This window comes from Weissella thailandensis (assembly GCF_001932615.1).
Taxonomy (GTDB): Bacteria; Bacillota; Bacilli; order Lactobacillales; family Lactobacillaceae; genus Weissella; species Weissella thailandensis.
Map to the genome: position 1 here is coordinate 1,656,997 of NZ_CP014332.1, position 22,703 is coordinate 1,679,699.

16 protein-coding genes and 1 other annotated feature are annotated in these 22,703 nt (G+C 39.9%); of the genes, 4 read left to right on the top strand and 12 right to left on the bottom strand.

From position 1 onward, the window contains the following. The first annotated feature begins 94 nt into the window (after window positions 1-94). Both FOL01_RS08275 and greA read left to right on the top strand, forming a co-directional pair. Window positions 95-2,737 carry a YfhO family protein gene (locus FOL01_RS08275; protein ID WP_075270181.1) on the top strand — a complete coding sequence of 881 codons (2,643 nt, stop codon included), beginning with the start codon at window positions 95-97 and terminating at the stop codon, window positions 2,735-2,737. 109 nt (window positions 2,738-2,846) lie between these two features. Next, window positions 2,847-3,332 (top strand): transcription elongation factor GreA, encoded by a 486-nt coding sequence (greA, locus tag FOL01_RS08280; RefSeq protein ID WP_075270182.1) that lies wholly within the window; start codon window positions 2,847-2,849, stop codon window positions 3,330-3,332. 62 nt (window positions 3,333-3,394) lie between these two features. Here the strand turns inward: greA and recQ are convergent, their stop codons facing one another. The 5 genes from recQ to FOL01_RS08305 all read right to left on the bottom strand — a co-directional run bounded on the left by recQ (window position 3,395) and on the right by FOL01_RS08305 (window position 10,736). Continuing rightward, the gene (gene recQ, locus FOL01_RS08285) at window positions 3,395-5,224 is read right to left on the bottom strand and encodes a DNA helicase RecQ (RefSeq protein WP_075270183.1); all 1,830 of its coding nucleotides are present in this window, start codon (window positions 5,222-5,224) and stop codon (window positions 3,395-3,397) included. 121 nt (window positions 5,225-5,345) lie between these two features. Continuing rightward, a complete protein-coding gene (mltG, locus tag FOL01_RS08290) occupies window positions 5,346-6,497 on the bottom strand; it encodes an endolytic transglycosylase MltG (protein WP_075270184.1) in 1,152 nt (383 codons plus the stop codon). Between the two features lie 101 nt (window positions 6,498-6,598). Then, entirely contained in the window at window positions 6,599-9,022 is a 2,424-nt protein-coding gene (gene pheT, locus FOL01_RS08295) for a phenylalanine--tRNA ligase subunit beta (protein WP_075270185.1), read from the bottom strand. A gap of 6 nt (window positions 9,023-9,028) precedes the next feature. Continuing rightward, a complete protein-coding gene (pheS, locus tag FOL01_RS08300) occupies window positions 9,029-10,069 on the bottom strand; it encodes a phenylalanine--tRNA ligase subunit alpha (protein ID WP_075270186.1) in 1,041 nt (346 codons plus the stop codon). 62 nt (window positions 10,070-10,131) lie between these two features. After that, window positions 10,132-10,340, bottom strand: a binding site (T-box leader). Between the two features lie 36 nt (window positions 10,341-10,376). Further along, the gene (locus FOL01_RS08305) at window positions 10,377-10,736 is read right to left on the bottom strand and encodes a winged helix-turn-helix transcriptional regulator (RefSeq protein WP_075270187.1); all 360 of its coding nucleotides are present in this window, start codon (window positions 10,734-10,736) and stop codon (window positions 10,377-10,379) included. A 250-nt stretch (window positions 10,737-10,986) separates the two neighbouring features. Between FOL01_RS08305 and FOL01_RS08310 the strand changes: the two genes are divergently transcribed. After that, on the top strand, window positions 10,987-12,108 hold the full coding sequence (locus FOL01_RS08310; protein ID WP_257787102.1) for an MFS transporter: 1,122 nt from the start codon (window positions 10,987-10,989) through the stop codon (window positions 12,106-12,108). A 128-nt stretch (window positions 12,109-12,236) separates the two neighbouring features. On the opposite strand, the gene FOL01_RS08315 is transcribed toward FOL01_RS08310, so the two are convergent. Further along, window positions 12,237-12,716, bottom strand: a complete 480-nt coding sequence (locus tag FOL01_RS08315) for an HD domain-containing protein (protein ID WP_075270189.1) — start codon at window positions 12,714-12,716, stop codon at window positions 12,237-12,239. A 42-nt stretch (window positions 12,717-12,758) separates the two neighbouring features. Next, the gene (locus FOL01_RS08320; RefSeq protein WP_075270190.1) at window positions 12,759-13,529 is read right to left on the bottom strand and encodes a TrmH family RNA methyltransferase; all 771 of its coding nucleotides are present in this window, start codon (window positions 13,527-13,529) and stop codon (window positions 12,759-12,761) included. 93 nt (window positions 13,530-13,622) lie between these two features. Between FOL01_RS08320 and femX the strand changes: the two genes are divergently transcribed. Further along, window positions 13,623-14,639, top strand: coding sequence for a UDP-N-acetylmuramoylpentapeptide-lysine N(6)-alanyltransferase (gene femX / locus FOL01_RS08325; protein ID WP_075270191.1), 1,017 nt, complete (start codon window positions 13,623-13,625; stop codon window positions 14,637-14,639). A 114-nt stretch (window positions 14,640-14,753) separates the two neighbouring features. Here femX and prfB read toward each other — a convergent pair whose 3' ends face one another. From prfB to radA, 5 genes are all read right to left on the bottom strand, one after another. Next, complete coding sequence (prfB, locus tag FOL01_RS08330; RefSeq protein ID WP_075270192.1) at window positions 14,754-15,869, bottom strand: peptide chain release factor 2; 1,116 nt, start codon at window positions 15,867-15,869, stop codon at window positions 14,754-14,756. A gap of 180 nt (window positions 15,870-16,049) precedes the next feature. Continuing rightward, a complete protein-coding gene (gene secA / locus FOL01_RS08335; protein WP_075270193.1) occupies window positions 16,050-18,416 on the bottom strand; it encodes a preprotein translocase subunit SecA in 2,367 nt (788 codons plus the stop codon). Window positions 18,417-18,581: 165 nt separating this feature from the next. Next, window positions 18,582-20,078: a glutamate--tRNA ligase gene (gene gltX, locus FOL01_RS08340; protein WP_075270194.1), complete on the bottom strand. Its 1,497-nt coding sequence runs from the start codon at window positions 20,076-20,078 to the stop codon at window positions 18,582-18,584. A 122-nt stretch (window positions 20,079-20,200) separates the two neighbouring features. Beyond that, entirely contained in the window at window positions 20,201-21,307 is a 1,107-nt protein-coding gene (locus tag FOL01_RS08345; RefSeq protein ID WP_075270195.1) for a PIN/TRAM domain-containing protein, read from the bottom strand. 18 nt (window positions 21,308-21,325) lie between these two features. Beyond that, the gene (gene radA, locus FOL01_RS08350; protein ID WP_075270196.1) at window positions 21,326-22,699 is read right to left on the bottom strand and encodes a DNA repair protein RadA; all 1,374 of its coding nucleotides are present in this window, start codon (window positions 22,697-22,699) and stop codon (window positions 21,326-21,328) included. Window positions 22,700-22,703 lie beyond the last annotated feature (4 nt).

A 22,703-nucleotide genomic window follows, 5' to 3' on the forward strand; every position in this document is an offset into this window, starting at 1 on the left:
AAAAACCCTCTAACAATTGATTATAAATCATAGTCGAGTGCCTGTCATTTTTATGTTTTAATAGTAGTAATTGAAATTAACTTGGAGAACTACTATGTTTAAAAATATTAATCCCCTCAAATGGCGGACATCAACTAAAGCTCTTTGGATGAGTTTTCTGTTGCCGATGGTGATTATGCTAACTTATTTTGCTAGCCGCCATATGGCACCGTTCGGATCAAGTTCCATTCTGACCGTCGATCTCGGCCAACAATATATTGACTTTTATGCTGGCTTTCGGCAAACAATTTTACACGATCCTTTACGTATCTTTTATGATTTTTCCAAAGGATTAGGTGGTGAGACATACGGTGATTGGGCCTACTATTTATTAAGCCCAACCAATTTTTTATTATTGCCCTTTTCAAACGTCCACTTGCCAGCCGCTATCCTACTGCTGACCGTATTAAAATATGGTCTGGCCGGCTGGAGTTTCGCCTTTGCTATTCGTAAAATGCATTGGCAAATTGGTTGGCGCCTACCCTTATTTGCCATTTCTTATGCTTTTATGGGCTGGTTTGTTGCTAATGATTTGAACTTACTCTGGTTAGATGCTGCCATTCTATTGCCATTAATTGTCACTGGTTTAGAAAACTATCTCACACATGAAAAAGGCTGGCCTTTCGTGGTAGCCTTAACGGCTGTCATCATTGTTAATTACTATATGGCCTACATGATAGGTGTTTTCCTTATTCTGTACTTTATTTGGCGATTGACTTGGCAACCCTACCGTTTCAAACAACGGTTAATAATGTTACGTCGTTTCCTGCTAGGCGGTATTGTCAGTATCGGTTTAGCAACTATTGTTTGGTTACCGACTGCTTACACTCTAATGAATAGTAAAGGGCAACACATGTTGGCCAACCTAAGTTGGAAATTTGAGTATCAACCAGCCGATATCCTAGGCAAACTTTTCCTCGGAACATTTAATTTTGAACAGATGCCCAGCGGCTTACCAAATATTTTCATTGGTAGTCTTCCAATCATCATTCTTTGGTTCTTCTTCACACTCAGGAATATTCGCTGGCAAACGCGTGTTGTCGCATTTGTTATTACTGCCATCCTAGTTATTTCAATGATGTATGCGCCATTAAATCTCTTATGGCATGGTTTTCAATTTCCAGTTTGGTATCCTTATCGTTTTTCTTATCTATTTAGTTTTTGGATTTTATGGTTGGTCGCTTCAATCTGGTCACCTTATTTACGACTTTCTTGGTACCAATTTTTAACCTTACTAATTCTTGCTAGCGGTGTCTTTATCTATCTGTTCTCTCGTATTGGCGATTTGAACTTTATTACGGCTGCACAATTATACATTGGTGGTGGCTTCTTTATTGTCCTACTACTATTGCATATTTTACCTGCGAAAATTAAGTTTTGGCTACCAGCTGTAACCTTAATTGTTATTGGGGAAATGACGACTAGTACGGTCTGGACACTCAATAACTTCAGCTATCTCACAAATACAGAATATCAGACCTATATTCGCAGCCTTAATAACATAACAAAGAATTTACCCAAGAGTAGTACTGACTTTTATCGTGTTGCCCAATCTTTCCAACGAACAAAGGGTGATCCATTGCAAGGTAACTATCACGGTGCCTCAACTTTCAGTTCTGCGTTAGAGCACCAACAAAGTGATATCATGGCAGCCTTCGGACAACCTGAGGGTGACAATTACATTGCCTATTCAAGCGGTACGTTAATGACCGACTCATTATTGGGGATGCGTTATCTACTACAGCCCACTGGCAATCAGCCAACCGTTAGTGGTACGCCAACAAATATGCAAACATATTCACGCTCTGATACAAATGGTAATTATCAACTGGTCAATCAAACAAAACAAGCAATTTTGTCTCAAAACCCCAATGCATTACCACTAGGGTTTGCTGCCAGTGATAATGTCCGCAATGTTAAGTTCAAAGAAAATGATCCTTTGCGAAATCAAAATACTTTATGGGGAAGCTTGAACGGCTATAATCAACAAGATATTTTTACAAGTGCTAACTTTTCTAAATCAAGTGCAAGTAATTTGAATGCACCTGCAACCATTACTGGTGCTTACTTAACTAAGCAAAACAATAACGAAGGTGCCTCATTAACGTTAACTTATGTGCCCACATCAAATAACCCATACTATCTAACCCTTGGTAATGCTGTGACGAATGACAACTTAGAAATCCAATTGAATGGACAAACATTGCCAGCTATTCCAAGCCACCGTCATACGATTATTGTGCCACTACCGGCGCACGCCAAGGGACAGTCGCAAGAAGTAACTTTTTCACTGAAGAAGAAAGACGTTTGGTTACAAAATGTTTCGCTATATCAAGGTAATCAACAACAAATAAATAAACAGGCCAAAGCGTTGCAACAGCATCCGTATAAGATCAAAAAACAATCGCCAATTAAAATTAGCGGTGAAATTACGATGCCCAAAAAGGATAGCATGATGATGACAACCATTCCTAAGTCGTCTGGTTGGCAAGTTTATGTCGATGGCAAGAAAACAAGTACCGTCACGGTCGGAAAATTCTTTATCGGTGTTCCCCTTGAATCTGGTAAACACCAAGTAACTTTTAAATTCAAAACACCGTTTTTTAAAATTGGCGCTATTGTCTCGCTTGGTTTTCTACTGATTATCCTTGGCTTTAAGTGGTCTGAGAGCCAGAAAAGGCGACACACACTGCTTTAAAACCTTGAAAGCTCTTTACACACGCATGTCTACGTGGTAATGTAAATCTTGAAACTTTGGGGATACCATTAGTCTAAATAAATAATTTAATACACAGGAGAACACAGTCATGGCTGAAGAAAAAACATTTCCGATGACTATCGAAGGAAAAGCCAAAATCGAAGAGGAATTAAACACACTAATTACAGAAACACGTGCCGAGATTACTGGCCGTATTCAATTAGCGCGTAGTTTTGGTGACTTATCGGAAAATTCAGAATACGCATCAGCAAAGGATGAACAAGCCTTTGTTGAGGGTCGTATTAAAACATTACAAAACATGCTTGATAATGCTGAAATCATTGATTCATCAGAAATTGCTGACGATGAAGTTGCCGTTGGTAAGAAAGTAACTTTTAAAGAGTTACCTGACGAAGAACCAGAATCATACAGCATCGTTGGTGCGGTTGAAGCTAACCCATCAGAAGGTAAGATTTCAAATGAATCACCAATTGCTGCTGCCTTAATTGGTCATAAAGTTGGTGATAAGGTTGCAGTTACATTGCCTAACGGCTTTGATATGGATGTTGAAATCCTATCTGTTGAAATTGCATAGTTTTAAAAAAGACGAACATGAATTTTTTCAATTCATGTTCGTCTTTTTTTATTGCTTAAAATCTATTCATTTGTTGCTACTTGAGCGATAGCTTGCAAAACTTCTTGACCATACTTATCTGCTTTGGCTTGACCAATCCCCGAAATATTAAGTAGTTCAGTTAATGATTTAGGTTGTTGGCGCGCTAGTTCGACTAAAGTTCGATCATTAAAAATGATAAATGAAGGTACTGATGTTTTCTTGGATAATTCTAAACGCCACTTGCGTAGTTCAGTAAATACTGCTTTTTCAGATTCATCTAAATCATCTTGTGTCAATGGCGAACCAGTCGTAACCCGATCATCAATCATTTGTTTTGACTGACGTCGCATCACTTGAAGTTCACCTTGCAAAACTTGTAACCCAGTTTTTGAAACCATTAAGCCACTATATTCACCAGTTATTTGCAAATAGCCAGAGGCCAACAAAAAGTCAATCAATGAAGCAATCTTAACTCTTGGTATCCCCTTCATTAAGCCAAAGGTCGGTAATTGATCAAAATGTGCCCACTTAAATTTTTCTGGTACATGACCACGCAAAGTATCTGCAGTCACAATTTTTCCAAATGCATCCTTATTGTGTCGAGCATTTCGCATACGCACAATATGGCTTAAAACTTTTTGTGCATCGGTTGTCACATCAATCGCTGTTCGTGTATCTAAGCAATTTGTACAATGCCCGCAAGGTAATGTTTCTTCCCCAAAATAACGTGTAATGTACTGTTGCAAACAAACCGTTGTGGCTCCATAGTTGGCCATTTCTTGCAATTTATTCTTTTGCAAACGTTGATACTCCGGCGTTTGATTATCACTATTTTCAATAAAGAATCGTTGCCTTTGTAAATCAGCCGCTGCATATAGCAAGATAGCCTCTGCTGGTAAATGATCACGACCGGCACGACCGATTTCTTGATAGTATGCCTCGATTGATCCGGGCATACTGTAATGAATAACAAAGCGGACATTAGACTTGTTGATTCCCATACCAAAAGCATTAGTCGCTACAACAACATTAGCGCGATCAAACAAAAAATCATCTTGTGCCTGATTACGTTCCTCATCAGTCATCCCCGCATGATAGCCAACGACCGATAAATGTCGGCTAGTTAAAAATGCCGTCAAACTCGTTACTAGTTTACGCGTTGGTACATAAATAATCCCAGCCTCGTCGGCATGTTTTTGCACATAACGTTGGACATAATCATCCTTATCTTTCTTTTTTAACCCCGTTTCCATCCGAATCGTTAAATTATCACGGACCACACTGGTACGCACTGTATGGTCAATAGCCAAGCGTTCTTCTAAATCCTTTTGAACGCGTTGCGTGGCCGTTGCCGTTAACGCCATAACCCGAGGAGCTGACATCAAATTATTGATTAGATGAACAGCTTCAAGATAACTTGGTCGAAAATCATGCCCCCATTGTGATAGCACATGGACCTCATCGATCACCACCAATGAGATGTCTAAACGATTCAATAAGGCGTAAGTCCCTTCATTTTTTAACCTTTCAGGTGCTAAATACAATAATTTTGCTTGGCCGTTTAACAGATGGTTCATCGCATGGTGATAAGTTTCTTCATCTTGTGTTGAGTTTAAAGTCACTGCATCGATGCCATTCGCAATCAGTTCATCAACCTGATTTTTCATCAATGAAATCAACGGTGAAATAACCACTGTAATTCCTGGCAGCATTAATGCTGGCACTTGATAAGTAATTGATTTTCCACCACCAGTTGGCATAATTCCTAGTGTCCGTTTACCAGCTAGGACCGCATCAATAATTTCAGCCTGTCCTTCACGAAAATCATCATAACCAAATGATTGTTGTAATGTCTCTAATGCTGATTGCATAACCCGCTCCTTTGTTGATTAATAAAACGACAATGGAAAAGCCACATGTTAGGCTTGTCGACGAAACATGTGGCTTTATCCTTATTCTTAAAGACCCAATGCTGATATTAAGTCTGTCATTCTAATTATCTGCTGCGTCTCCTACAGCAGTATTTCCTTCTTCTAAGTCACCAGATTTACCTAAGTGGTCATCGTAATTTGCAGAATAGTATACCTTACCATTCTTCAAATTAGCAACGAAGTATAGATAGTTTTTATCACGATCCTTAGGATTTAGCACCGCTTCAATCGATGATGCTGAAGGGTTGTTAAATGGTCCCGGACCATAACCAGAATACTTGTACAAATTATAAGGATTTGAACTTTGCACATCCTTATTAGATAAGTTGGTTTTCTTCGTCTTAAGGGCATATTTTGTGGCAATATCAGACTGCAATGGCATATCTTTATCAATACGGTTCAAGAAAACACCCGCAATCGTCTGACGACTATCCTGGTCAATTCCTTCACGCTCAACCAATGATGCTAACGTCAATGTTTCATGAACCGTCAAACCAGCATCTTTGATTGTATCAAACTGATTCTTTAACTGCGTGTACGATTGTGCAACCATCTGGTTGACCAATTCACGAGCGTTATTAGAATCCTTCCAATTATAAGTAGCTGGGTACAAGTAACCCTCTAATCGATAACGGATATCCTTCGCATTTTTACTTGATGCTTCTGAGTCAAGCAAACCTGGGTATGCTTCTTTCAATCGATTAAAGAATGCCTTATTGTTCACGGCCTTTAAAAACTCTGCTTTGGTAAACTTTGTTTTTTGACCAACTTCAGCGGCAATATCTTCAATGGTTTCACCCTCACGTACCGTAATCGTTTCTTGATTATTTAATGGTGATGAAGCGCCACCGTGACGCAAAGTTTTAACCATTTCATTGATTGAATCCGATGGTGCAAATAGATAATACCCTGACTTCAAATTAGAAACATCATGGGACGATACATAATGCACGAAAGCTTTTTTTGAACGAATTAGCTTTGCTTTGTCCAACTTATTAGCAACGTCTTCTGCATCGTCGCCATCTTTGACTTTAACTTGCTTATTTTTCTTATCCTGGCTATTTAAAGCAGAATAATCACGTTCGTCTTGATAATTCAATACAAAGGCAATACCACCAGCAATAAGTGCTACCAATACCAAGAAGAGAATAATCAACCGCCATTTCCCTTGTCGGCTACGTTTCTTACCTTGCCTACGTTTACCGTTGTTCATAATACGTTCTCCTAAAATCATCTTTAATAAATAACGAAAATAGTCGCCATTACCCAAGTATATCAGTAATAGCGGCTATTTATATATTCTTTAATTAAACTTTAACGAATTTCAGCACCAAATTGTTCAGCTAAAGCACCGGCAATGTGATCAACTGTTTGGTTTGTTTCTTCATCAAGCATGGTTTGTTCAGCATTAATAAATGTTAGACCAAAGGCAACTGACTTCATGTCACTTGGGACATTACCACCAGTATAAACATCAAAGATAACAATATCGTGTAGATGTTTACCACCTGCCTGCTGAATAGCTTCTTCAATCCGTGAAGCAGGTACGTCACGGGCAACCAAGATGGCTAAGTCACGTGACACTGCTGGATAGCGTGAAATTGCTTCATAGCGACCTTGGTGCTTTGGTAATGCAATAATTTCATCTAGGTTCAACTCAAAGGCAAACGTTTCATTGATACGGTATTCTTTGGCCGTCATTGGATGGATTTGTCCCACAAAACCAATCAACGTATTACCAACATAAATATCAGCCGTGCGTCCTGGGTGCATGTCCTCACGCACTGTGTTGGCCACAAAGTGAACTGGTTCAACAAAGTCATAATTCTTTAGTAATTGCTCAACAATACCCTTTAGCACATAAAAATCAGCAGCTTGTGCTTTTTGTACCCAGGTACGTTCCGTGATATTACCACTCAAAACACCTGCAAGATGTTCAATTTCTTGTGGACGCTTTGTCAAATCACCATCCGAAACAAAGACACGTCCTTGTTCGTACAAAGCCACATCAGTTTGCTTACGGGCCACGTTATAAGCGACATCATCCAAAAGTCCAGTTAACAAACTACTACGAGTCTGTTGACGATCTTGTGACATTGGGTAATCCAATTGAATTGGTTCACCCTCATGTAGCTTAAACCGGTCAGCCTTTTCTGGTGTTGTCAATACATAAGAAATGGCTTGATTTAAGCCTAGTCCTTCCAAGGCATGACAACTAGCACGAACTAATTGTTGCTTAGGTGTTAACTTTCCTGGCGTCGTTTCTCCAGTTGGCAATGTTGCTGGCAAATTATCAAAGCCGTACAAACGGGCAATTTCTTCAATCAAATCTGCAGCAATCGTAATATCCCAACGACGAGCTGGAATAGTTACGGAAAAGACATTGTCATTTTCTTCATAATCAAAGAACAAGCGATCAAAGACTGCAGCAATTTCAGCTGCCGTAATTGTTGTTCCAAGGACATGGTTCACCCGATCAACACTAACGTCAACAACTGGTGCTTCATAGGTATAATCTTGTGCAACGACACGACCAGCAGTCACTTGCCCATCGGCTAATTCAGCAACCAACGCCGCGGCATGATCTAAGGCAGTAAAAGTATCTTCTACATTGACCCCACGCTCAAAGCGCATTGATGCTTCTGAATGTAAGCTTTGGTCACGAGCAGTATGGCGAATTGACTTTGGTTCAAAAATGGCACCTTCTAGAACAATATCCGTTGTTGCATGTGTCACTTCAGTTGATTCACCACCCATGACACCGGCAAACATCAAAGCTTCATCCCCTGAAGCAATGACAATATCATCAGCTGAGGCTTCACGTGCAACGCCATCTAACGTCTTAATCGCTTCCTTATCATGAGCGCGACGAACATGCACTTCTGCTTCAGGCAAAGCATTCAAATCAAATGCATGCATTGGTTGACCGTACATCAACAACATGTAATTGGTGATATCGACAATATTTGAAATAGGACGTATACCCATTGTCCACAAACGACGTTGTAACCAAAGTGGTGAATCTTTAACTGTCACATTTTTAACAACACGAACGGCATACTTAGATGCCAATTCAGCAGGTGCAGTTGCTTCAATAACATCACTAGTTTGCTCATCTGTCTCGTTTAACTCAAAGGCAGGTAAAGTTGGCTCTTCTGAAAGAATTGCCGCAACTTCCCACGCTGTCCCATTCATTGAAAATAGGTCTGCGCGATTGGGTGTAATGCCTGTTTCCAACACATCATCATCCAAACCAAGTACAGTTAAAGCATCTTCACCAGGTTGTAGGTCTGCTGCATCAATATCGTTGAATACCCAGATACCGTCTTCAAAGTCCTTTGGCGCAACTTTATCTTCAAAGCCAAGTTCTTGTAAGGCAGCTAACATACCATTTGATAATTCGCCACGTAACTTACCCTTGCGAATCTTCTTGTTATCACCAATAACTGAACCATGCTTAGCCAAAACAACGGTCTGTCCCTCAGCCACATTTGGTGCCCCAGTAACGACCTGAATTGGCTCATCTTCACCGGCATCTAATTGCGTAATTACTAGGTGATCTGAATCAGGATGTGGGACAACTGATAATACTTTAGCAATAACAACCTTTTTCATATTTCCTTTAGGTTGATATTGCCCTTCTACTTCAACCGCGGTACGAGAAATTTTTTCTGCTAACTCTGAGGCTGGTAATGCAATTGGTAAATAATCGCGCAACCAATTTACTGAAACTTTCATTTTGTCTTATCCTTTCTGATCAAATTGCGTTAAGAAACGAACATCATTCAAATAGAAGTTACGGATATCTTCTACCCCATACTTAAGCATTGCGAAACGATCAGGGCCAAGACCAAAGGCAAAGCCACCATAAACTTCTGGATCAATACCAGACTTACGCAAAACGTTTGGATGTACCATACCAGCACCAAGAACTTCAATCCATTCAATATCTTCCGGATTCATGTCTGGCGTAACTGCATTCCATGAAATATCAACCTCTACTGATGGCTCAGTAAATGGGAAGTATGATGGTCGCAACCGGATATCGTGGGCTTCACCAAACAAATTGTGTGCAACAGCGAGTAAGGTTCCCTTTAAATCACCCATCGTAATGTGCTTGTCGATCACAAGTCCTTCCATTTGATGGAATTGATGCGAGTGAGTGGCATCATCAGTATCACGGCGGTAAACTCGACCTGGAGAAACCATCTTCAAAGGTCCCTGATTAAAATCGTGAGCTTCCATTGTTCGTGCTTGAACTGGTGAAGTTTGCGTACGCATCAAAATTTCCGGTGTAATATAGAAAGTATCTTGCATATCACGTGCTGGATGATCCTTAGGCAAATTCATGCGTTCGAAATTATACTGATCTTCTTCAACTTCTGGTCCTTCAATAACTTGGTAGCCCATACCAATAAATTGATCTTCCAAGTTCTCAATAATTTGTTGTAACACATGAGGCTGTCCTTGTTTAACAGAACGTCCTGGTAAAGTCACATCGATGGTTTCAGATGCTAATTGTGCATCCAAAGCAATTGATTCTAAGTGTGTTTGACGCTCAGAAATAGCTGTTGTCAACGCATCGCGCACTTCATTCGCCAATGCACCAACGACTGGGCGTTCCTCTGGTGACAAGTTTTTCATGCCCCGTAATACTTCAGTCAAAGGACCTTTCTTTCCTAGCCAATGTACGCGTACCTGATTTAATGCCTTAACATCCGCTGCGTCATTAATTTGAAACAATGCTTCATCGCGTAATGTCGTGAGCTCATCTTGTAAACTCATATCTCTTCTCCTTAATATTCATAAATTTTTACAAATAAAAAATCCCTTCGATAATTACTTATCGAAGGGACGCTAATTAACGTGGTACCACCCAAAAAATTCAGTAGTCTCATCAAGACTACCCTCGGTTATCTGTTAACGGTGATAAACCGCACCAACTTTTCACTGATGAACTCCTGACTGAAATTCAGTGTTCCAAAAGACAGGCTCTCACCACTTCCTGCTCGCTGATACTTAAGAAGACACCTACTAGGTCATTCATTGTTTCTTGCTTTATTGTACAACTTTATTTTAACTTTTCAAGTTCCTATTTTTCAGAACATTGCCACTGATCTGACCACTCATGAATAGCCGTCATCATATCACGCATTGATTCACCACGTGGTGTCAACGCATATTCAATCAAAGCTGAATCATCATACGTACGACGTTCAACAATATCTGCAGTTTCCAATTCCTTCAGACGTTCCACTAAGACACGATCAGAACACTTTGATACTGACTGCGCTAAGTCCTTAAAACGGCGTGGACCATTGACTAACAATGTTTCAATAATCATACCATTCCATTTACGACCCAAAATTTCAAAAGTTGCGACAAACTTATCACAAAGCTTGTTTTCACATAATTGTGTTGCATCGGTCGTCTTATCGGTTACAACTACCATATTTTTTCTCCTTAACTAGCTTAATTTCTCTTCTCGTATATTCATTCTATGCTTTACTTACAAAAAATGCACGGAATAACTTCTAACTCCCACATGGTGTATTATATCGTCATTTGTTAAGCACGAAAAGAGTTGATTTGACAGATGGTGTATACTTATTTAGAAAAAATTTTAGAAAGATAGGTATAGTATTACGTCAAACAGTGACTCCCCTAGCATTTTTAATGCAACTTTTATTCAATTATTTATTATTCAAATTCTCAGTATGATGACGTTTTATAGTCTGTTTGTCATCATTGGTCCCTATTCGGTTAATACCTATCATGTTAGTACAACAATGGCTGGCTTGATTACCGGTATGACGATTATTGGTACCATGGTTGCTCGTTTTGGCGCTGGCATTATGACGGCAAAGTTTCGTGCTAAAAATTTAACTATTTTAAGCATGGTGATTCTCGTGCCAATCCTTCTCGCTTATCAATATGAAGGTGGTATCATCTATCTGCTGATTATCCGCTTTATTCAAGGATTAGCAGTTGGTTTAACTGGAACAGTTACCAATACCGCAGTCATCAACGTGATTCCAGCGGCCCGACGCGCTGAAGGAATTGCTTATTTCTCATTAGCGACGATTTTAGGAACTGCCTTTGGTCCCTTCTTTGCCTTACTAATTGAACAACATTATTCTTACACCGTCTTATTTTGGTTAGAATTTTTTACAGGAATTATCGCACTGATTGCTTCATTGCTAATTGATGCCAACAAAGTAACGATTCAAGCAACACCAACTAGTAAAAAATTTAGCTTACGTACCTTGATTGAACCAAAAGTTCTCGGTATCTCACTGACCCTTGGTTTTGTAACATTTGGTTATGCAGCGCTGCAATCTGAACTAGACTTTTATGCCAGTGACTTAAACTTAGTCACCTTTGCATCGTACTTTTTCTTAGTCTATGCATTGGCAATTCTAGTTTCACGTCCAGTCGTGGGCCGTCTAATGGATAAGAAAAACGAAAATTACGTTGTCTATCCCGCATTAGTGGTCTTAGCTATCGGCTTATTCATCCTTGGAAAAATGTCAAATGGTTGGCTGATGCTATTAGCGGCTATCCTAATTGGGTTTGGATTTGGAAATTTCCAATCTGCAATTCAAACAACGACCACCCAAATGGTTCCTGCTGAACGATTGACTCAAACAACTGCTACTTACTTCATTTGCTATGAATTTGCATTAGGATTTGGGCCTTCTGTGATTGGCTTTGTCCAACCATTCCTTGGTTACCAAAACTTATTTATCGTAATGGCAGTCATTGCCCTAATCGGTATTGTCTTATATTACTTTATTCATGGTCGGAAAGTTAGCTTGCGATAATCCACATTTAAATAAAAAGGAGGTTGAGACTCAAATAAGTCTCAACCTCCTTTTTTATTTAGCTTGTAAGTTTTATAGCATAAACGCGTTCCAAAAGTCTGAAGCCTTTTGACTCGCGCTCTTTTTTATTAGTTTGTGTGAAATAAACGCTTCATTCTAGCAGAAGCTGGCGAGAAGAATTCAGCAATTGCCAAATAATCATCAACCAAGTCAACTAATAGACTTTCACGATAATGTGGTAACTCACTTGTAGCTCCCCACATATGCTTTAAAATAATATCTTTTTCCATTGGAGAAAGATTTGTTATTTTCTCGGCATTACGCAAGGCAACTCGTGGATGAATAAACGCATGTGATCCTAGTTCAAACTTTGTTTCACGCCAATCATAGAAAAACAAATCATGTAAGATTCCTGCACGCGCAACTGCGGTAGCATTTAAGCCAAAGCGTAAAGCTAAACGATAACTAACATAAGAAACCGTAATACAGTGTGTTAATCGATCTGAGTGGTGATGTTGTGTATAATTTGCCATTTCCTGTACTTGTGGATGTGACAATAAATCTTTCACAATATCACTATATACTTTATCTTTTTGCCAATCTAACATTGCTCTTCCCCCTCGCACAAACTTAGATTACTTTAAAAAACTTTAACGAGCCTTTAATGCAAACATCGCAACCCCTGCTGCAACTGCCACATTTAATGATTCTGCCTGACCAGATATCGGAATATATAGATTCTGAGTGGTCATTTGGGCCAATTCCGGTTGCATACCTTGCCCTTCGTTCCCCATAATCAAAGCAAATTGTGTTTGTGCCGGTACCGTAAAGACATCGGCAGCTTCCGGATCTAACTGGGTACCATAGACATTCATACCATTCTGTGTAAATGAAGCAGTCCAGTCTGTTAAATCACCAGTTGTTGTTGTTAAGTGAAATTGTGATCCTTGCATAGCGCGTAGTGCTTTAGGTGAATATGGATCAACCGACCCATGTCCAAAGACAACCCCAGCAAAACCAGCAGCATCCGCTGTTCTAACCATCGTACCAACATTACCTGGATCTTGAATTGCATCCAAAAACAACCAAGCACCATCATGAATAAACTGCGGTTCACGCGTTGCATTAGGTAATGAAACCTCGGCAAAAATACCTTGGGGCGTCACCAAGTCAGATAGTTTTTTCGCAATTTCTTCTGTAATTTCAAAAACGGGTACACCTAGTGGTAATTCCTCCTGGTGTTCTGCTAGTTGTTCTGCCGTTCCCATAACTGCGTGTAACTTACCATCATGTGTAATTGCTTCTTGTACTAAATGCCAACCATCAAGTAAATACGTACCACTTGCTAGGCGACCTTTTTTAGTCTGTAACTTCTGCCATGTTTTGACACGGCTATTCTTTGTTGATTTAATAGTTTCCATATATCTCATTATACGCTAAAAACTATTTTATTGCCTATGTTATAATTCATAAGGAGATCTAAATTAGCTATTTACTGAAGAAAGAAGGATAACATGCCCGTTTTAGATTTAAATGACACGGCAGCTGTCAAAAAATATGAAGAGTTTGTGCAACATTCACCCTATGGTCAAGTCGGACAAGATTTAGGTTGGGCAAAAATTAAAAATAATTGGGAACCCCGCTATGCATATGTGACCGATGAATCTGATAATATCATTGCCGCAATTTCAATGTTATTGACCCAAACAAAATTAGGTAAAAAATTTGCTTATGCTTCAAAAGGTCCTGTAATGGATATTACTAACCTTGATTTATTGGAAAAATTAATGGTTGAAGCAAAAAAGGCCATCGCTGATGATGATGCCTATGTGATCCGAATGGACCCAGAGGTTGTCTATTCAGATGAACTAAACGAACAACTACAAGCCCGCGGATTTGAAACTCGTAATCGTAATGTTGCTGATGAAGGGATGCATGCAACAATTCAACCACGACTAAACATGGTCTTGGACTTAAAGGCAAAGCCAGATGCCAAAGAAACTTTTGATTTGTATCCCTCAAAAACAAAATCAAAGTTAAAACGACCAATGCGTGATGGCGTAACCGTTCGTTATGGTAGTGATACCGCTGCAATGGATGCTTTTTATGAAACTTACGTCAACATGGCCAACCGTCATGGCATTACATATCGTCCAAAAGATTACTTTGAACGAATGCGCGATGCTTTTGGCGATAGCGATATCATGCGTGTTTATATTGCTGAACGTGAAGGTGAATTATTATCAACTGGTATCGGCTTTAAATACGGCCGTAAAATCTGGTATATGTATGCAGGATCAAATGATGGTCCTACTTACTACGCCCCTTACGCTGTACAAACTGCCATGATTCAATGGGCGCTTGATGAGGGCGTTGAATTATATGATATGGGTGGTATTGAATCACAATCAACCGATGACGGCCTTTATGTCTTTAAGCACACCTTTATTAAAGCTGATCCACTAGAATACATTGGTGAAATCGACTTGGTGCTTGATGAAGGTGCCTATACTGAATTAGTACGTAAATAAAAAATACGACAAAAAACGTTTATAATGTAAAAGTTACAAGCGTATACTTAAACTACTTTAAACATAAATAGACCGGGACACTTCATTGTCCCGGTCTATTTATGTTTTATGATATTATTCTGGATTTTGTTCTGCTAAACGCCAGCGTAAATAAGCATTAATAAATGGGTCTAAATCACCATCCATGACTCCTTGCGGGTTCCCCGACTCAAAACCATCGCGATGATCTTTAACCATCCGATATGGCTGGAAAACATACGAACGAATCTGTGATCCCCATCCATTTTCTAAATGGTCACCAGCAATTGCAGCGCGTTCTTGTTCCTTTTTATCCATTTCTAACTGATACAATTTTGCCCGCAACATGGCATACGCTGTATCTTTGTTTTGAAATTGCGAACGCTGTTGCTGCGAGGCAACCACAATTCCCGTTGGTATATGAGTTAAACGAACAGCTGAAGATGTCTTGTTAATGTGCTGACCACCTGCACCTGATGCTCGATAAACATCCATTTTTACGTCCGCTGGATTTATATCAACTTCGACTGAATCATCTAATTCTGGCATCACATCGATTGAAACGAATGATGTATGACGCCGACCAGCTGAATCAAATGGTGAAATACGTACAAAACGATGAACACCACGTTCAGAACGAAGATATCCATAGGCATTATGACCAGTAATCATTAAGGTTACCGAATCGACACCAGCGACATCCCCCGGATGATAATCCATAATATCAACTTTAAAACCATGCTGCTCAGCCCAACGTGTATACATACGTTGTAGATTAGCTCCCCAATCCGCTGACTCCGTACCACCTGAACCGGGATGAATTTCCAAAATCGCATTATTTTTATCATAAGGCTCATTGAGTAATTGCGTTAAACGATAGGCAGACAAATCGTCACTTAACTTTTCTAAATCATCTGCCATTTCTGTTGCCATATCCTCATCATAGCTTTCACTTAATAAGTCTATCGCCGCCTCGACATTTTCAGCACTGTTTGCAAGCTTTAAATAATTGTCGCGACGTCCTTTTAACACGTTATTCTCGTCAATAACTTTTTGTGCAGCAACATTATCTTGCCAAAAGTCAGGTTCAACCATTTTCGCTTCATTAGCCGCAATTTCATCATTCAATGCCTCTAAATCTAGCGAGTCACCAAACTTATCTATCTCTGCTGACATGTCAGTTAATCGGCGACGTGCTTCAGATATTTCCATTATTTCCTCCCTGCAAGAATTCACAAATGAATGTCAGGCCTACTTGGGGCAGAATTTAACGTCTGCCAACACATCAAAAGCCCGCAATCCAACAATTACTACCGTCAGATTCCGGGCTCGCCCAACCAAGACATTATTCATCAATCTTGATTGTAAGATTTTGTTTCAATAAATGTCTGCTTACCGCACATTTTGTCGGATTTCTGACTTCATAAATAGTCGCGTAACATCATATTCAACGCCCGCAATCATCTCATCGAACATACGGAAACCTTCGTTTTGGTACTCGATCAATGGGTTCAACTGTCCATAACCACGTAGCTGAATAGAATCACGTAATTGATTCATTGCTTCCATATGATCCGTCCATTGCGAATCAACCACACGTAAAATAACGACACGGGTAAATTGCAATAACCGTTCCTCATCATCCCCCAGGGCGTGACGCTTCTCGTCATACATTTCCTTGGCACGACGATAGATTTCATTCTCAATTTCCTGTGCTGACTTACCTTGTAAATCAGCAACTGTGATTGAATCAACAGGGACAATCGTTGATTGAGCAAATTCAACAATTGCATCAAGATGCCAGTCTTTTGGCTTACCATTTGTTTGGTTCTTAACTACCCGATGTATCGTACGCTCAACCATTGGTAATAGGACATCACGTAATGATGTTTCTTCGTCGATAACCTGGTTTCGGTTTGAATAGAAAGCGTTACGTTGTTGTGACATCACATCATCGTACTGCAACACGTGCTTACGAGAGTCATAGTTATTTCCCTCAACACGCTTTTGAGCAGATTCAACAGAACGAGTAATTAGACCGTTACGGATAACTGCATCCTCATCACCCATATTCATGCTTTCCATCAAATTCTTAATACGCTCACCACCAAAACGAATCATCAAATCATCTTCTAGTGACAAGAAGAATTGTGAGTATCCTCTGTCTCCTTGACGTCCAGAACGACCACGCAATTGGTTATCAATTCGACGAGATTCATGTCGTTCAGTACCAATAACTGCTAGTCCACCCATATCAGCAACACCAGGGCCTAATTTAATATCGGTACCACGACCAGCCATGTTGGTAGCAATTGTCACGGCGCCACGTTGGCCGGCATTTGCAATAATCTCAGCTTCACGCGCATGGTTCTTGGCATTCAACACATTATGTGGAATACCTGCTTTATCCAATAATTGCGATAACAATTCTGATGTTTCAACAGCCACTGTACCAATCAAAATAGGTTGGCCTTTTTCATGTAATTTAATCACCAAATCTAGTACCGCATTAAACTTTGAACGCAAGTTAGGGTACAACAAATCTGGTTCGTCAACACGTTGAATTGGCTCGTTAGTTGGAATCGTTGTGATTTCCATATTGTAAATCTCACGGAATTCGTCCGCCTCAGTCTTAGCGGTACCAGTCATACCAGATAACTTACTGTATTGACGGAACAAGTTTTGATAAGTAATTGATGCCATGGCACGATTATCTTCTTGAATTTGTACTTGCTCTTTAGCCTCCAAAGCCTGGTGCAAACCATCAGAAAAACGACGTCCTTCTTGAATACGACCAGAGAAAGCATCAACTAAGACAACTTCACCGTCACGGACAACGTAATCCTTGTTATTAAACATGGTGTAATTAGCACGCAAAGCTTGATCAATATGATGAGTCAACGCCACATTTCCTGTGCCGTAAAGGTTTTCTAGATTGAAGTACTTTTCACCTTTAGCAATTCCTGAATCATTCAACAAAACTGACTTTGATTCGTGGTCAACTTTAAAATCTTCATCTTCAGTTAATGACTTTGCAAAACGGTCGGCACGAATATACAATTGGGTACTCGTTTGGGCTGGTGCCCCAGAAATAATCAATGGTGTACGCGCCTCATCAATCAAAATTGAATCAGTCTCATCGACTAAGGCAAAATTCAAACCACGCTGCACACGATCTTCCTTACGTGCAACCATATTGTCACGTAGATAATCGAACCCAATCTCTGAATTTGTTGTATACGTAATATCAGAAAGATAAGCTGCTCGTTTTTCATCTGGTGATAACTCAGTTAAATTAACACCAACAGTAAGACCGAGCCACTTGTATAGTTGACCCATTTCTTCACCATCTCGTTGTGTTAGGTATTCGTTAACCGTCACAACATGAACACCCTTTTCAGGTAAGGCGTTCAAATAAACGGCCATGGTCGCAGTCAATGTCTTTCCTTCACCGGTCTTCATTTCGGCGATATTACCACCGTGTAGGACTGCAGAACCCATAATTTGGACACGGAATGGGTATAACCCCAAAACACGTTTTGCACCTTCACGTACAACCGCAAAGGCTTCTGGTAAAATATCGTCTAACGTTTGACCCTGCTTTAATAGGTCACGAAAATATGGCGTTTTTGCTTGTAATTCTTCATCAGATAAGGCTGCCATTTCGTCAGCATGGGCTTCCACTTTATCAGCCAAGCGACCCAAGCGACGTAATTTTCCTTTATCACTTTCAATAATTGTACGTAATGGATTAGCCATTTTTATCTTCCCTCTCATCGGTCATTATTAGCTATTTATCGCTAATTATACTAAGTAACATTCTAACATACTGACGAACATAGTTACATGACTTTTAAGCAAAAAGAGAGTGAGCCAAAAAGGGTTGGAACAATCATTTTGTCCCAACCCCTTTCAAAATTTTTATTATAAGAACTCACGAATATTTGCTAAGGTTCGTTCACGACCTAACAACTCAAGCAATTCTCCTAGATTAGGACCTTGCTCTTCACGAGTTGTCGCAATACGTAATGGATTCCATAGTGCGCGACCCTTAACATCCATTTCATGTTGAATTTCACGAACTGCATGTAAGATAGCAGTTGCTGTAAATACTGGCATCTTTTCAATCTTATCAATGAATAGTTTCAACATATCATCAACATTATCTGCCTTCATCCATTCCTTTGCTGAATCAGGAATATCATTAGCTGCTGGCATCTCAAAGAATACCGGTTTGATCAATGGCACGATTTGAGCAGTATAAGAAACACCATCCATATAGATGTTCATAACTGAACGTAACCATTGTAGTCTCTCAGCCGTCAACTCTGCTGGATCAACAAGCTTTGAGTAAACCAATTGTTCAACTAGCTTATCAAATACCATGTTTTGATCGGCAGTCTTAATCCATTGATTGTTGACCCACTCCAACTTTTTATTATCAAATTTAGCTGGTGACTTTGATAGACGGTTTTCATCGAAAATCTTAACCAATTGTTTTCTGTTAAAGATTTCCTTTTCACCAACTGGTGACCAACCAAGTAGAACGATAAAGTTCAACAAAGCTTCTGGTAAGTAACCTAATGCGCGATATTGTTCGATAAATTGCAAAACAGTTTCATCACGCTTTGACAACTTCTTACCAGTATCTGCATTGATGATCAAAGTCATGTGACCAAAGACTGGTGCTTCCCAATCAAATGCATCATAAATCATCAATTGCTTAGGTGTGTTTGACACATGATCATCCCCACGTAATACGTGAGAAATTTCCATCATGTGGTCATCAACAACAACGGCAAAGTTGTATGTTGGCATACCATCAGCCTTTTGAATGACCCAGTCACCACCAACAGTCGATGAATTAATCGAAATAGGTCCCTTAACAATGTCATCCCAAGCATAATCTTTATTCTCAGGAACACGGAAACGAACGACATATGGTAGTCCTTTAGCTTCGGCATCAGCTTGGAAGGCAGCAACTTCTTCATCAGTCATGCCTTCGTACTCATATACATAGTGTGGTGCTTCTTTGGCAGCAACTTGTGCTTCGCGTTCAGCAGCTAATTCTTCTGAGGTTTTAAATGAACGGTATGCTAAACCACGATCCAACAAATCTTGAATAAGTGGCTTGTAAATTGATAGACGCTCAGATTGACGATAAGGACCATACTTTCCTGGATTGGCTGGAGATTCATCCCAGTCCAAACCAAGCCAAGTCAAATTATCCAACTGTGACTTTTCACCATCTGCAATATTACGAGTCTGATCTGTATCCTCAATACGGATAATAAATTCACCATTGTGGTGACGGGCAAATAGCCAGTTAAATAATGCAGTACGGGCATTTCCAATATGTAAATGTCCAGTTGGTGACGGTGCGTAACGCACTCGAATTTTTTTCTCGGTAGTCTCAGCCATGCTAATCGACACTCCTCTTTATCTTGTATTTCTAAATATATACCGACTACTAATATACCGCGCTTTACCGTGCGTTTCAACGTGTTCTACGTAATAAATGACTAATTTTTGAAAATCGTCGGTTATTTTTCGATAACCGTCCCAAAAATCATCCGACCAGCATCAGTCTGCAAAGCCGATGTGACTTCAATAGTAACTGTTTGTTGTAGATACTTACGTCCCTCTTCGGCTACGACCATTGTACCATCATCCAAGTAACCAACAGCTTGTTGACGTTCGGTACCTTTCTTGACCAATAACACAGATAAGTTATCACCAACTGCAACGCGTGGTCGTAATGCACCCGCCAGTTCATTAATATTCAAAACTTGCACATTTTGAAACTTAGTGACCTTATTCAAGTTATAGTCGTTTGTTACCAAAATACCATTGATATCTTCTGCCAATCGAATCAGCTTTTCGTCGACCTCGGAAATATCCTCGTAATCACCTTCCCACATTTCAACCGGTACATAATTGCTTTCACGAAGTTCATTTAAGACATCGAGTCCACGCCGACCACGGACACGTTTCAACGATTCTCCGGCATCGGCAATATATTGTAATTCGTAAAGCACGAAATTAGGCACTAACAAAGTCCCCTCAACAAATCCGGTTTTAACAAGATCAAGAATACGACCATCGATCAAAATATTCGTATCTAAAATTTTATAATGGTGATAATTAGTCTCAGCGTCCGTTAAAACATCGCCGTGACCAGCTTCATCTGGACGAACTTTTTTCATACGTCCGGTCAGTGTTGGTAATAGCTTACGCCACTCGTCAATTCTGGTCGTTCCCAATCGGAATCCGAAATAGCCTAACAATGCCATAACAATAACTGGCACCACACCATTTAGGAAAAAGTTATCCATATGTTGTAGAGGAACTGTAATCACAACTGCAATGACTAACCCAATCAAAGTTGTCAATGAGCCAATTAATAATAGCAATGGTGATTGCTTGTTTAAATAATTTTCAATGCGGTGAATCATCTGATCAATTGGTCGCCATAGTGGCAAACTTAATAAATAAAAAATAATAGCACCTAGAATAAAATTGACAATAACATTATTAATCCATACCTGTTCCGCTAAATTAAAAATATCCCAGATTACTGGCAATAATGTGATTGCGATTGCCCCACCAGCAAGTAAGAAAACACCTTGAATAATTCGCTTTCGTAACATTTAGTTCTCCTTTCTGCATTATTCTAATGCGGTTTTTAATGCCCCCGACAAAGTCTTAGTGGCGATAATTTGAATTCCCTCAATGTCCGCTAATTGTTCTGCAACATGTTTAGGGACAAAGACGCGTTTGAAACCAAGTTTTTTAGCTTCGTTAACTCGTTCAACAACGTTAGGGACGCGTCTGATTTCACCCGTTAACCCAATTTCACCAATAAAAGCATCTGTTGATCGTGTTTGTATATCATTATAACTTGATGCAATCGCAATCGCGACTGCTAAGTCAATTGCTGGCTCATCAAGTCGGACACCCCCAGCAGCACGTACGTACGCATCTTGATTTTGTAGGAGCAAATTAGCTCGTTTTTCTAGTACTGCCATTAACAATGACACTCGATTTCGGTCAATACCGGAAGCCGTCCGCTGAGCATTACCAAATACAGTCGGCGTCACTAACGCCTGCACCTCAACTAAAATAGGTCGTGTTCCTTCCATGGCAACAACTACAGCTGAACCACTTGCGTCAGCTAATCGCTCTTCTAAAAATAAATCTGACGGGTTCGCAACTTCAACTAACCCACCATGTTGCATATCAAAAACGCCCAATTCATTTGTTGAACCAAAACGATTCTTTACAGCGCGGAGTAATCTGAAGCTCCGCTGGTTATCCCCTTCAAAATACAAAACGGTATCAACCATATGCTCAAGAATTTTAGGACCAGCAATGGCCCCTTCTTTAGTAACATGTCCAACAATGAAAATTGTAATATTATTGGTTTTAGCAATCTGCAATAGCTCTGCGGTAGTTTCGCGAATTTGTGAAACCGAACCAACTGATGAACTAATGTCAGGTTCCTGCATTGTTTGGATGGAATCGATCACAACAAATTCTGGTTGCGCCTCATCGATGGCTTGTCTAATTTGCTTCATATCCGTTTCTGGAAATAGCAAAAAGTCTGAATCGCCACGTACCCCTAATCTTTCGGCACGTAATTTTATTTGCGATGCGCTTTCCTCACCAGCAATATACAAAATTTTCTTACCTAGATTGGCTAACTGTCCCGAAATTTGTAGCAATAAAGTAGATTTACCAATTCCTGGGTCACCACCTATCAATACCATGGAACCCGGTACGATTCCACCACCAAGGACGCGATTAAACTCCTCATTGTCTGTTTTAATGCGTGGTGTCTCTTCAATGTTGACTTCATCTAAGCGTTCAACCTTCGCCACTTGGCCAGCTAAATTAACACGTGACTTGCGGTCAACCTTTTCTGGTTGCATGACCTCTTCAACAAATGTTCCCCAAGCACCACAATTGGCACACCGTCCCATATAACGTTGCGAGACAAAACCACAATTTGAGCAAACGAATTGGGTTTTCGTTTTTGCCATAATT

Coding starts and splice junctions, on each gene's coding strand:
- FOL01_RS08275 (WP_075270181.1), top strand. CDS start 95: ATGTTTAAAAATATTAATCCCCTCAAATGGCGGACATCAACTAAAGCT.
- greA (WP_075270182.1), top strand. CDS start 2,847: ATGGCTGAAGAAAAAACATTTCCGATGACTATCGAAGGAAAAGCCAAA.
- recQ (WP_075270183.1), bottom strand. CDS start 5,224: ATGCAATCAGCATTAGAGACATTACAACAATCATTTGGTTATGATGAT.
- mltG (WP_075270184.1), bottom strand. CDS start 6,497: ATGAACAACGGTAAACGTAGGCAAGGTAAGAAACGTAGCCGACAAGGG.
- pheT (WP_075270185.1), bottom strand. CDS start 9,022: ATGAAAGTTTCAGTAAATTGGTTGCGCGATTATTTACCAATTGCATTA.
- pheS (WP_075270186.1), bottom strand. CDS start 10,069: ATGAGTTTACAAGATGAGCTCACGACATTACGCGATGAAGCATTGTTT.
- FOL01_RS08305 (WP_075270187.1), bottom strand. CDS start 10,736: ATGGTAGTTGTAACCGATAAGACGACCGATGCAACACAATTATGTGAA.
- FOL01_RS08315 (WP_075270189.1), bottom strand. CDS start 12,716: ATGTTAGATTGGCAAAAAGATAAAGTATATAGTGATATTGTGAAAGAT.
- FOL01_RS08320 (WP_075270190.1), bottom strand. CDS start 13,529: ATGGAAACTATTAAATCAACAAAGAATAGCCGTGTCAAAACATGGCAG.
- femX (WP_075270191.1), top strand. CDS start 13,623: ATGCCCGTTTTAGATTTAAATGACACGGCAGCTGTCAAAAAATATGAA.
- prfB (WP_075270192.1), bottom strand. CDS start 15,869: ATGGAAATATCTGAAGCACGTCGCCGATTAACTGACATGTCAGCAGAG.
- secA (WP_075270193.1), bottom strand. CDS start 18,416: ATGGCTAATCCATTACGTACAATTATTGAAAGTGATAAAGGAAAATTA.
- gltX (WP_075270194.1), bottom strand. CDS start 20,078: ATGGCTGAGACTACCGAGAAAAAAATTCGAGTGCGTTACGCACCGTCA.
- FOL01_RS08345 (WP_075270195.1), bottom strand. CDS start 21,307: ATGTTACGAAAGCGAATTATTCAAGGTGTTTTCTTACTTGCTGGTGGG.
- radA (WP_075270196.1), bottom strand. CDS start 22,699: ATGGCAAAAACGAAAACCCAATTCGTTTGCTCAAATTGTGGTTTTGTC.